Consider the following 11,776-nt stretch of genomic DNA (forward strand, 5'->3'; position numbering starts at 1 on the left):
GGACACCCCGGCCCCCGCGCCCTCGGGCGTGGATGGCTTTGGCGTGACGATGCTGTACCCGACCAAGCCGGGCGGTGAGGCCTGGGAGCTCGCGGAGAACGCGGCCGCGGACAAGCGGTTTGATCCGCAGGGCACCATCACGCGCAACGCGGACGGCTCCTGGAAGATGAAGAGCACGAAGGTGCGCATGAGCGCCTTCCCGGCCTCCGGCTACGACGCGAAGCAGATCCCCACGTACGACCGCGACGTGCTGGCGAGCCGCGGCTACATGCAGGCGCCGAACGACTGGAAGAACATCGAGATGACCGGCTTCGTGAAGGTCAACGCGGTGAACAACAACCAGGACAACTTCGCCTGGTACGCGCGCGGCGGGAAGCACAACGACAACCACTCCGGCTGCGAGGGCAGCAGCTACAAGGGCGGCCTGCACTACGACGGCCGCGTGCGCTGGGAGAAGGAGACGTGGCACGTGTCCTACGACCAGGCGCCGTACAAGCCGGCCGCCTCCGCGCTGAAGGGCCGCTGGGTGGGCTTCAAGGCCGTGATGCACAACGTCCCGGGCGCGAACGGCGGCGAGGCCGTGAAGCTGGAGCTGTACCTCAACGACAACGCCGACAAGGTCACCTGGAAGAAGGTCTACGACCTGACCGACGACGGGAAGTGGGGCGGTGACGCCCAGCACTGCGGCGGCTCCGTGGGCGCCATGCCGATTACCTGGGGTGGCCCCATCGCCACGTTCCGCTGGGACAACGCCTCGGACGTGGACTTCAAGTGGCTGAGCGTGCGGGAGATCCAGCCCTAGGCGGGCCGCACGCCTCGGTGTTTTGAAGTGGAAAACGTAAGGGAGGCCTCGAGAGGGGCCTCCCTCTTTTTTGTTCGCCGCCCGACGTGACGTGCGTGGCTTTTCCGACAGGAGGGGCACGCTGGGGTGCCGCTGGAAAGAGACGCCCTAGCTTCGCAGCCTAGCTGACGCCGGGGCCATGGGCCGCCCGCGCACTTTCACGCCAGGGCGCGGTCCTCCCGGCCGCCCCCTCCACACGAGGGACGACGTTCATGCGGATCACCTTCCTGGGTCATGCGGGCTTCGCGGTGGAGACCGCCGGAGCGCTCGTCGTCATGGATCCGTGGCTGACGCCCCAGGGGGCCTTCGACTCCGCGTGGATGCAGCTGCCGCGCAACCACCACCTGGCGCCGCGCGTGAAGGAGCTGCTGGAGACGCCGGGCAAGGAGCGCTTCCTCTACATCAGCCACGAGCACAAGGATCACTTCGACCCGGAGTTCCTGGCCACCATCGCGAAGCGGGACTTCACGGTGCTGGTGCCGAAGTTCCGCCGCTCTGAGCTGCGCGACATCTTCGAGAAGTACGGCTGCAAGCGCGTCATCGCGTGCGAGGACTCGCGCGAAATTCCCATCAAGGGCGGCTACATCAAGCTCTTCGTGTCCGAGCAGGGCACCAACCGCGACTCCAGCGTGATGGTGCGCGGGGACGGGCAGTGCTTCCTCAACATCAACGACTGCAAGATGCATGACCGGCTGGTGCGCGTCATCGCGGAGGAGGGGCCCATCGACGTCTTCTCCGCCCAGTTCTCCGGCGCCATCTGGCACCCCACCTGCTACGAGTACCCGAAGGAGACGTACTCGGCCATCAGCCTGAAGAAGCGCGACAGCAAGTTCGAGGCGGTCGCGCGCGCGCTGGAGGTCGTGCAGCCCCGCGCGTACATCGCGGCGGCGGGCCCGGCGGCCTTCCTGGATCCGGCGCTCTTCGACCTGAACTTCCAGGACGTGAACATCTTCCCGCGCGCGCCGGTGCTCTTCTCCTACCTGGAGAAGCGCATGCCCACGCTGCCCACGCGCTACCTGGAGCCCATGCCCGGGGACGTGCTGGACGCGGGCTCGCTGGAGTTCGTGTCCCAGGTGCCGGAGCGCGTGACGACGGAGAACTTCCAGGACTACCTGCACACGTACGCGAAGGACATGGCCTACGTCTTCCGCGAGCGCCGCCGCAACCTGATGCGCGAGGAGGTGGACGAAATCCACGGCCGCCTGCGCACGGAGCTGCAGCGCAAGCTGGACCTGCTGGATCTGCATGACCGGGTGGGCATGCCGCTCTACGTGGAGCTGACGGAGGCGCCCACGCGGCTGTTGCGCGTGGACTTCAAGAACCGCCGCGTGGATGAAGTGACGGAGATGCGCGACAAGAGCCGCTACGCGATGAAGGTGAACGCGAGCGACATCGTGCGCGTGCTGGACCGGAAGCTGAACTGGGAGGACTTCCTCTTGTCCTTCCGCCTGCGCCTGTCGCGCAACCCGGACGTCTACGAGCCCGTGCTGCACGGCTTCCTGGGCGTGGAGGTGGAGGACATCCGCGAGTTCTGCGACGGCATCCGCGCCACGGAGAGCCAGAAGGAGCGCACCGTGGTGGAGGCCGGCGGCAAGCGCTTCTCCATCCTGCGCTTCTGCCCGCACCAGGGCGCGGACCTGGCCGAAGGCTGGGTGGAGGAGGGCCGCTACGTGGTGTGCCCGCGCCACCGCTGGCAGTTCGACCTGCAGAACGGCGGCGGGTGCAAGACGAACAACTCCACGCTCTGCGCGGAGCCCGTCGCGGACAAGCCGGTGGAGAGGGTGGAGCGCGGCGGCGACAAGGCCCCGGCGGAGAAGCTCCCCGCCGTGGACAAGGCGCCCGTCGAACCGCCGCGCGTCTGACGGCCTTCAGCTGCCCCGGTAGGTGGAGAAGCCGAAGGGGCTCAAGAGCAGCGGGACGTGGTAGTGCTCGTCGGTGGCCGTGACCTCGAACACGACCTGAACGTACGGGTAGAAGCCCCGCTGCCCCCGGGCCTGGAACCAGGCCCCGGTGTCGAACGTGAGGCGGTACACGCCGGGCGCAAGCTTCGTGTTCGCGCCCGACAGGTCCTTCACCCGTCCATCCGCGTTGGTGACGCCCCGGGACAGCTCCCGGAAGTCCTCACCCGCGCGGGCCTCCAGCGTGAGGGAGAGCCCTTCCGCGGGGCGGCCCGTGCTCGTGTCCAGGACATGCGTGCTGAGGGTGCTCATGACGCGAGGAGCTTCTCCAGTCGGATGCGGGTGATCTTCGCCTGCTCCCCGGCCGCGATCTTCAGCTCCTCGTCCGAGGTGTGGTGCATGCGGTCCTGGAGCAGCTCCAGCATCTCCCGGGCGCTCTTGCCCGTGGCGCAGACGAGGAAGATGAAGCCGTAGCGGGACTCGTAGTCGCGGTTGCCCTGGGCCAGCGCCTGCAACACGCCTTCGTCCGCGCCGGCCACGCCCTTCTGCTCCTGCGACGACCACTGCGCGGTGGAGGCGAACTTCTCCCGCAGCTTGGACACGTCGCCGATGCGCGGGTGGTGCGTGAAGGCCTCCTTCCAGTCCTCCGGCCCCGTGCGCGCCCAGGCGTCCACGGCCTCCGCGTACAGGTGCTCCGCGTCGCGGAACGGGCGGACGGCCAGCATCCGCTGCACCCACTTCGTGCTGCCGCAGCAGCGGGTGAGGGCCTGGGTGGCCTCCTCCGTCGTCACGGTGTTCAGGCGCTCCAGGGGCGTGGTCACGCCGGCTCTCCGAAGAGGCGCAGCCGGCTGACGCCGCCGTCCGGGAAGATGTTGAGGCGCACGTGGGTGATGGGGCCCACGTCCTTCAGCTCCTTCTCGAAGACGTGGCAGTGGTCCGCCTGGAGCTTCGACTGGGGCAGCAGCTCCTTCCACTGGAGGTGCGTCGCGTTGGCGAAGTCCAGCAGCGGCTCCTCCAGGTGGATGCCCTCCAGCGAGCAGCGGTCCGGGAAGTTGCCCTTGAAGAAGTGGGTGTCCACCTCCGCGCGGCGCAGCGTGCCCGCGGTGGCCAGCTTCACGACGATCCAGTCGAAGCCCGGCACGCGCTTGCGGCGCGTCTCCCAGCCCTCGCCCATGTTCGCCGCGCGGCCCGGGAAGATGAGGTTGTCCTTCGTGCCGAAGAACTGATCGTTGCAGGTGACGACGGAGCCGCCGTTGGCCGCCGCCGCCAGGTCCACGAGGCCGGCCTTCTTCAGGGCGTGCCAGTCCGGCAGCACCTGCCCGTGCACGCGCAGGCGCGCGACGCCGCCGTCCGGGTAGATGTTGAGGCGCACGTGCGTGAAGCGCCGCTCGTTCGCCACGGCGAAGAGGTTGCGCGAACCGCCGCGCAGGCGCTGCTTGGGGACCAGCTCCGTCCAGCGCGACACGTCCGCCGCCAGCGACTCCGGCGACGGATCTCCTTCCACCTCGCACGCGTCCAGGGAGGCGTACTCGGGGAAGTTGCCGATGAAGTGGTTGGTGTCCACGTCGATGCCGTGGATGGCGCCGGGCAGGCCCAGCTTCACGATGCACCAGTCATGGCCGGGCACGCGCTTGCGGCGCGTCTCCCAGCCGTCCATCCACTTGCCGCGCTCCGTGTACTTGTCCGCGATGAAGACACCGCGCCCGGGCTCCAGCATGGCCTCCTTGGGCGCGAAGAACTCGTCGTTGGCCAGCAGGGCCTTGCCTCCCACCTTGCGTGCGGCGAGGTCAATCAGGTCGGCGAAGGCGACGTGCATCGCTCCGGGTGCTTCGGCTTGCATCGGTATTCCTCTCCCGGACCGCCGGGGCTCATCCGCGCGGCAGCCACTGCCCGATGCGCGGGCCCGTCAGTCCCTCGGTGGCGTCGAAGATACGCTGACCGCGCAGGTATGTCCTCATCACCCGGCCTTCCAATTCGCGGCCGGCGTAGGGCGTCAGCCGGTGCCGGTGGCGGATGTCCTCGGGCGCCACCTTGAAGCGCGCCTCCGGGGCGAAGACGACGAAGTCCGCGTCCAGCCCGGGCCGGATGGCGCCTTTGCGCCCCGACAGTCCGGCCAGCTTCGCGGTGCGGTGCGCCATGCGGTCCACCAGCGCGTCCAGGCCCAGGCCGTGCGCGCGCATGCCCGTCCACACCGCGGACACGCTGAGCTGCAATCCGGCGATGCCGCCCCACGCGCCGGAGAAGTCCCCGGCCTCCAGCTTCTTGAGCGCGGGCGTGCAGGGCGAGTGGTCCGACACCACCAGGTCGATGAGGCCGCTCTTCACCGCGTCCCACAGCCGCTCTCGATTCGCCGCCTCGCGGATGGGCGGGGCGCACTTGAAGTGGGTCGCGCCGGCTTCAATCTCCTCCGCGGTGAAGGTCAGGTAGTGCGGGCAGGTCTCCACCGTGAAGGGCAGCCCTTCCGCCTTGGCCTTCGCGATGTCGTCCAGCGCGTCCGCGGCGGACAGGTGGACGATGTGCACGGGGCCCCGGTGCTTGCGGCACAGGTCGATCATCATCCGGATGGCGTCCACCTCCCACGCGGCCGGGCGGGACGCGAGGTAGCTGGCGTACGCGCGCACGTCGCCCGCGAAGGGCGGCTCGTGGTCCGTCAGCTCCGCGTGGACCAGCAGCGGCACACCGGCCTTCGCGAGGATGGGCATGGCCGCGTCCAGCACCTCGCGCGTGGCGGCGGGGAACTCGTCCACGCCCGAGTGCACGAGGAAGCACTTGAAGCCCGGCGCACCGGCGTCGACCATCGCCTGGAGTTCGTTCGCGTTGCCGGGGATGACGCCGCCCCACAGGCCGTAGTCGATGGCGCACTGGCCGGACGCGGCCTCCGCCTTGGTGCGCAGCGCGGCCAGGGACGTGGTGGCGGGGATGGAGTTGAGCGGCATGTCCACCACGGTGGTGATGCCGCCCGCGGCCGCCGCGGCCGTCGCCGTGGCGAAGCCCTCCCAGTCCGTGCGGCCGGGCTCGTTGATGTGCGCGTGGCTGTCCACGATGCCGGGCAACAGCGCGTCGCGGCCCAGGTCCACCACCTGCGCGTCCCTGGGCACGTCCACCGTCGCGTGGATGCCCTCGATGCGCCCGTCGCGCACCACCACCGCCGCGGCGCGCGTGCCCTCGGGCGTCACCACGCGCTCGCTGCGAAACACGGTTACAGATGCACTCACGTCTCGAACTCCGTCGTCGCGTAATCGGCGAGCGCGCGGAAGTGGCGCTCGCTGTCATCCAGGTAGAGCTGCCTGGTGATGCCGCCCACCAGGCGGGGCAGGCTGTACTTCATGCCGGAGATGCTGGCACCGCCGAAGCCCAGGGAGAGCAGGCACCCGAAGGTGTAGTTGAACACGCCGCTCAGCCACGGCGCGCCGCCGGGCTGCTTCTCCTGGAACTCGAACGACGGGCCCAGGTACGGGTGGCGCAGGAGGTCCGCGTGCCGTTCGTTCTCCGGCGGCGTGAAGCGGTCCTTCCACAGCGCGATGTGCGGGTGCAGCTCCGCCAGCTCCGGCCGCAGCGACAGGTCCGTGGTGAAGCCGGACGCGATGATGAGGAAGTCGAACGTGTGCGTCGCGTGCGGCGTGCGCACCACGGCCTGGCCGTCCTGGGCCTTCACCTCCACCCAGGGGCTCTCCGCGTGCAGCTGGAAGTGCGGGTGGCGGCGGGCACGCTCGAAGGTGTCGCGCGGCGGCAGCTGGCCCATGTCGATGATCTGCCGGATGAAGCGCCAGCGCTGCGCGTCCGGCAGGTCGCCATGGTGGCGCAGGAAGCCCGCGAACTCGGCCCAGCGGTAGGGGTTCACGTTGGGCAGCTTCTTGCGGCGGTAGAACAGGTCCACCTGGCCCGCGCCCGTCTCCAGCGCCACGGAGGCGTTGTCGAACGCGGAGGCCCCCGCGCCCAGCACACCGATGCGCTTGCCCCTCAGCGCTTCGAAGTCGATGGGGTCATGCGTGTGCGCCCACAGCGCGCGCGGCAGCGGCTGCACCTCCGGAGGCGCGTCCCAGCGGCCGGAGCCGTCGATGCCGGTGGCCAGCACCACCTTGCGCGCGAGGAGGAACTCCGTCTCGCCGTTGTGCGCGGCGGGCACTTCGAAGCAGTCCAGGTCCTGGCGCCAGTGCAGCGCGCCCGCCTTGGTGCCGCACTTCACGGGGATGCCCAGCACGCGGCGGTACCAGAGGAGGTAATCCGCCCACAGCTCCTTCGGGATGAGGGCCACCTGCTGGAAGCCCTCCACGCCGTGCTGCGCTTCGTACCAGGCGCGGAAGGAGAGGTTGGGGATGTTGTAGTCCGGACCGGTGAGGTACTTGGGCGTGCGCAGGGTGATCATCCGCGCGAACGTCTTCCAGGGCCCGTGGAAGCCGTCCCTGCCGTCATCCAGCACCAAGAGGTTCGTCACCCGCTCGCGCATCAGCCCGAACGCGGCGCCCAGTCCGCTCTGGCCTCCGCCGATGATCAGCACGTCCAGGATGGGACGTCCGTCCGGCGTCGAGCGGGGCGGCACCCAGCCGCGCGCGGGGTAGGACAGGATGTCCAGGTCGCGGCGGAGGGCGTCTTCCAACGCCTCCAGTCCCTGCGGTGGACGGAACGTCGAAGCCAGCGGGTCGCGGTCGGGCATCAGCCTCAAGCAACCCACGCCCGGATCTTCCATGCAAGGGGGCCCCCTCCGGCAGGGGCCGGTTCCGGACGGCCGCGTCAGCGGTGCGAGGTGGGGCCGGCCGCCTGGGGCACGCGCAGCTCGAAGCGCACGCGGGCGTTGTCCGTGCGCATGCCGGCGGGGCCTTCCAGACTCAGCGCATCCGCGGGCAGCTGTCCCTCCCAGACGCGCTGGCCGTCCGCGTACACCGTCAGCACGCTCGCGTGGATGCGCGCGCGCAGCACGTGCGTCTCACCGGGGGACAGCCGCTCCAGGGGCTCCATGAAGCGCGGCCTCACGGTGGTGTAGCCGGCGTTGCCGCACTCGGCGCTCTCGTGGTCGTCCGGGTTGCGCTTGAAGTTGACCACGATGCCCGCGGGCGGGGCGATGCGCCACATGGCGTAGATGACGTTGCAGCCATCCCGGGCGCGCAGCTTGAGCCCCACCTGTTCGCGCTTCTGGCCCGACGCCAGTGGAACCACGTCCCCGGTGGTGCCCAGCCAGGTGAAGCGCAGCTCCGCCTCGTCGCCCGTCGTCTCCGGGACGACCGCGCGCTGACGTGGGCCCTCGATGGCGAACCGGGTCCCGTCCTCCTGGAGGTCTTCGATCTGGCCTTCCGTGACGTGCAGCTGCCGCCGTGTGACGGGGGCGAGTTCCCTCGGCTCGGTTGGATCCGCGCGCGTGTTGGAGGACACGGGGGAGGACATGGGGGAGGACATGGGCTTCCTCGATCTGTTGCAGCCGCCGTGGCTCAGGAACAGGGCGCCCGCCCACAGCATCAGCACTCCCGACGTTCCGAGCGCCACCCACCGCTGCTGTCTCGCATCGCTCATGGGCCCGTGCCTCCCAGGAGCGACCGGAGCGTCTCCAGGTGCGCGCTCAAATAGGCCTGTTCGGCCTGGAGCCGCGCCAGCTCCAGCAGCAGGTAGTCGCGGAAGCGGCGCACCTGCCGCGTCTGCAGTTGCTCCACCTCGCGCAGCTGCCCCTGGAGGTCCGACACCAGCGCGGACAGCTCGCCCAGTCGCTGTCGCTCGCTCTGCTCGGTGATGCGCAGCTCGCCCAGCAGCTGACGCACCCGCCGGGGCGCGCCGTCCACCGCGTCGCGCGTCTCCTGGCGGCGGCCCTCGCGGGCCTGGGCGTTGGCCCGGCCCTGCCACAGCTGGCCCAGGTTGTAGCCCAGTGTGAGCTGGCCGAAGAGGGGCGTGCTCTGGTCCACGTCGAAGACCTCGTCGTAGCCGCCGCGCACGCTCAGGCGCCACGCGTCCGCCGTGCGCAGGCCGCCGGTCAGGACCTCGACCTGATCATCCGCGGCCTCGAAGGCGCTGAGCAGCACGCTCAGGTTCTGCCCCTCCGGCACCGCGGGCTCCAACGCCAGCTGCTCACGGGCCCGGGCCGTGTCGCGCGCCAGCGAGCGCAGGTGATCCAACCGCACCTGTACGGCGTTGAGCTCCTCCAGCGTCGCGCCGCCGTCGCGCAGGTCGTCGCGCACCTGGGCCACCAGCTGTTCCGCGCGGGGCAGGGACGTGGCCAGCGCCTTCGCGCGAGCCTCCAGCGCCGCCGCCTCGCCCAGCCGTGGGCCCTGCTCCACGGCGCTCTGGAGCGCGGCGAGCGCCTGGTAGCGCCGGCACTCGGCCTCCGCGCGCGTGCGCAGCGTGTGGCCCCGGTAGAGGCCCACGAAGTCGTAGCCCAGCCCCGCGGTGACGCGCAGCTTGGGCGAGCCCAGGGGCGAGTCGTCCGCGCCTCCCGCCGCGTCGCCCGCGTTCACCGCGCCCACGCTGCCGAAGACCTCCGGCGCCCACTCCAGCGCGGCCTGCGCGCTCGCGGTGCCGCGCACGCGCTCGCAGTAGCCCTTCGCGAGGTCGCCCCGGGCCCGCACCGTCCCCGCTTCCTGCGCCGGGGCCATGCCCGCCCACAACCCGAGCCCCAGCAGGGCTCCCCTCGCGAGGCTCGTCCGCATCCGCCGCTTCCTTTCGTTGTCCAAGATGGGGCTCACAGCATCAACGGGGGCCGGCCCAGATGAAGCAGCGGCTCGCGCGCGCTCGGCGCGTCGCGAAGCTGGAGCTCCACCATCACGCCTCGCAAGTGGTACTGGCGGATGGGGTGCTGCTGGGTGACCTCGCCTTCCAGCACCGGGCCCACCACGCCCACCTCGCGGCACCAGACAATCTTGAGCGCGCAGGTGTAGAGCGGCGTGCCCGCCCGGGCGTTGGGCAGGTTCTCGTAGGGCACGAAGGCCACGGTGAGGTTCTGCTCCAGCGCCTTGAGGTACGGCGAGTCGTGCACCACCTGGAGCAGGTGATCGAAGCGGCGGATGCGCTCATCCAACGCGCGCACGTCCGCCTCCAGGCTCTTGCGCTGCGCCTCCGCGCGGGCCAGCGCCAGCACGGACTGCGTGTACTCCCGCTCCAGCAGAAGCGTGTCCGTCGTCAGGCCCTCGGAGACGTCGTCGCGGCCCAGGCCGTTCTCCGCGGCGGTGAGCCCCTCGCTCTCGCGCCTCAGCGTGTCCAGGCGCATGTCCAGGTCCACCGTCTCCTGCGCCAGGGACAGGTTGCTCTGCGCCATCTGCGCCAGGTGGTGGTTGGTGGTGAGCACGTCCTCGCGCTCCATCAGCTTCGCGCCGTAGAGCGCGTTCGTGCGCGTGCGCGCGAGGCCGCTGTACGCGCGGTTGGACTCGGCGATCTCCGTGCCCGTGCGCAGGTACTCCTGGCGCAGCGCGGACAGCCGCTTCGCCAGCCTGTCCCGCGCGCGCTTCTCCCCCTTGAGCGCCACGACGAAGCGCTGCTGGAAGGAGCGCTCCGTGGCCACGGTCCGCTCGGCCTCCAGGAGCTTGTCCGCCGCCTCGCGCCGCCGGGCCATCAGCCCGTCCCGCTCCGATTCCTGCTGCGCCGCCTGCGCGTTGAGCGACAGCACGTTGGGGTCGGTGGGCGACAGGATGGTGGGCGTGGCCCAGCTGCTGTTCGACAGGAAGAAGCCCTGCACCGCGAGGAACGACATCAGGCCCAGGAGGATCAGCGCCAGGAGCACCGAGCCCATGAACTTGTACGCGGACACCGCGACGGAGTTGAGCCGGTTGGCGACCTGTTGATTCATGACGGGGTTCCCTCGCCTGCGGAGTTGGACGTGAGCTTCGCGGGGGCGGGGACCGGCTCCGGGACGGGGGCCACCGTGGGGCTGCCGCGCGTCTCCCAGCTGCCGGAGTCGAGCGTCAGCAGGGCCAGCGGCGTGAAGAGCGCGTACGTCACCGGCATGAGCAGCGCCATGGGCAGGAAGCTCACCGGGTGCACGCGCCGGTCCTCTGGCAGATAGCGCGTCTCCAGCCGGTAGATGAAGCCCAACAGGCCAATCACCAGGAAGTGGAACGCGAGGATGTCCCAGAACTCGCCGTTGAGCAGGTTGTGGACGATGACCACGGGGTACGACAGCAAGAGCGCCAGCTGCGACACGTAATGCACGGTGATGACCGGGTGCAGCCGCCACGCGTGCGACAGGCCGCAGATGAGGTCCACCAGGTTGGAGCGCCGCCAGCGCAGCTGCTGGCTGAAGTAGCCCGCGAGCGTGGAGGGCGCGGCGGTGAAGCAGTACGCGTCCAGCGTGTAGACCGTTTCGTAGTCGTGCTTGACGATCTGCCGCGTGAGGAAGCGGTCCTCGCCGTACTTGATGGGGATGCCCGCGATGGCGCGCGCCTCCAGGATGGGCTCCAGCTCCAGCAGCACGGACCGGCGATACGCCGTCAGACAGCCGGACAGGCACATCACCTGGCGGAAGGAGCGCTCCAGGTCCTTCAGCCACTTCTGGGCGAAGTGGAACTTGATTTCGATCATCCGCGTCAGCCAGTTCTGGTGACGGTTGCTGACGAAGGTGCGTCCGCCCACCGCGGCGACGTTGGGGTGCACGAAGCGGCGGATGAGCTGGCGCACGGCGCTCTTCTCCACCACCACGTCGGAGTCCACGGAGACGATGATCTCCGCGTCCTCCGCGGCGCGGACGCCCCGGTTGATGCCCTTGCGCTTGCCCATGTTCTCCGGGTTGCGCATCACCCGGACGTTGGCGTGGCCCTCCGCGGCCTTGCTGGCCCACGCGAAGCTGTCGTCGCGCGAGCAGTCATCCACGACGATGATCTCCAGCAGCTCGCTGGGATAGTCCTGATCCAGCAGCGCCTTGACCGTGTGGTAGATGCCCTGGCCTTCGTTGAACAGCGGAACGACGATGGCGACCCTGGGGCGGTAGGTGTCATCCACCCGTTCGAACCGCCGCCCCTTCAGCCGCCGCAGGAAGGGGCCGAGGATGTAGCGGTTCATCAAGACGACGATGAACAGCAAATGGATGGGAAACAGTTCCATCGGCCCCGCACGCCCCCTCACGCCC

At 70.0% G+C, this 11,776-nt stretch carries 11 protein-coding genes; 2 read left to right on the top strand and 9 right to left on the bottom strand.

Features of this window, described 5'->3' with window-relative positions; all coding sequences use genetic code 11:
* A partial coding sequence (locus D7X55_RS25735; protein ID WP_121724467.1) for a carbohydrate-binding protein occupies positions 1-802 on the top strand: 802 nt, incomplete at its 5' end.
* A 251-nt stretch (positions 803-1,053) separates the two neighbouring features.
* Positions 1,054-2,703 (top strand): Rieske 2Fe-2S domain-containing protein, encoded by a 1,650-nt coding sequence (locus tag D7X55_RS25740; RefSeq protein ID WP_120551445.1) that lies wholly within the window; start codon positions 1,054-1,056, stop codon positions 2,701-2,703.
* A gap of 6 nt (positions 2,704-2,709) precedes the next feature.
* Here the strand turns inward: D7X55_RS25740 and uraH are convergent, their stop codons facing one another.
* From uraH to D7X55_RS25785, 9 genes are all read right to left on the bottom strand, one after another.
* Positions 2,710-3,051 (bottom strand): hydroxyisourate hydrolase, encoded by a 342-nt coding sequence (uraH, locus tag D7X55_RS25745; RefSeq protein ID WP_120551444.1) that lies wholly within the window; start codon positions 3,049-3,051, stop codon positions 2,710-2,712.
* Positions 3,048-3,560, bottom strand: a complete 513-nt coding sequence (gene uraD, locus D7X55_RS25750; protein ID WP_121724468.1) for a 2-oxo-4-hydroxy-4-carboxy-5-ureidoimidazoline decarboxylase — start codon at positions 3,558-3,560, stop codon at positions 3,048-3,050. The genes uraH and uraD overlap by 4 nt, the downstream gene beginning before the upstream one ends.
* On the bottom strand, positions 3,557-4,579 hold the full coding sequence (alc, locus tag D7X55_RS25755; protein ID WP_120551442.1) for an allantoicase: 1,023 nt from the start codon (positions 4,577-4,579) through the stop codon (positions 3,557-3,559). Before alc ends, uraD begins: the two co-directional genes overlap by 4 nt.
* A gap of 28 nt (positions 4,580-4,607) precedes the next feature.
* Positions 4,608-5,954, bottom strand: coding sequence for an allantoinase AllB (allB, locus tag D7X55_RS25760; protein WP_121724469.1), 1,347 nt, complete (start codon positions 5,952-5,954; stop codon positions 4,608-4,610).
* A complete protein-coding gene (locus D7X55_RS25765) occupies positions 5,951-7,393 on the bottom strand; it encodes an NAD(P)-binding domain-containing protein (protein ID WP_120551440.1) in 1,443 nt (480 codons plus the stop codon). Before D7X55_RS25765 ends, allB begins: the two co-directional genes overlap by 4 nt.
* Before the next feature lie 77 nt (positions 7,394-7,470).
* On the bottom strand, positions 7,471-8,244 hold the full coding sequence (locus tag D7X55_RS25770) for a hypothetical protein (protein ID WP_121724470.1): 774 nt from the start codon (positions 8,242-8,244) through the stop codon (positions 7,471-7,473).
* Entirely contained in the window at positions 8,241-9,368 is a 1,128-nt protein-coding gene (locus D7X55_RS25775; protein ID WP_120551438.1) for a hypothetical protein, read from the bottom strand. The genes D7X55_RS25770 and D7X55_RS25775 overlap by 4 nt, the downstream gene beginning before the upstream one ends.
* A gap of 32 nt (positions 9,369-9,400) precedes the next feature.
* A complete protein-coding gene (locus D7X55_RS25780; RefSeq protein WP_121724471.1) occupies positions 9,401-10,501 on the bottom strand; it encodes a hypothetical protein in 1,101 nt (366 codons plus the stop codon).
* The gene (locus tag D7X55_RS25785) at positions 10,498-11,751 is read right to left on the bottom strand and encodes a glycosyltransferase family 2 protein (protein WP_120551436.1); all 1,254 of its coding nucleotides are present in this window, start codon (positions 11,749-11,751) and stop codon (positions 10,498-10,500) included. The genes D7X55_RS25780 and D7X55_RS25785 overlap by 4 nt, the downstream gene beginning before the upstream one ends.
* Between the last annotated feature and the right edge of the window lie 25 nt (positions 11,752-11,776).

Origin of the sequence: Corallococcus sp. AB049A (assembly GCF_003668885.1) — a bacterium.
GTDB lineage: Bacteria > Myxococcota > Myxococcia > Myxococcales > Myxococcaceae > Corallococcus > Corallococcus interemptor.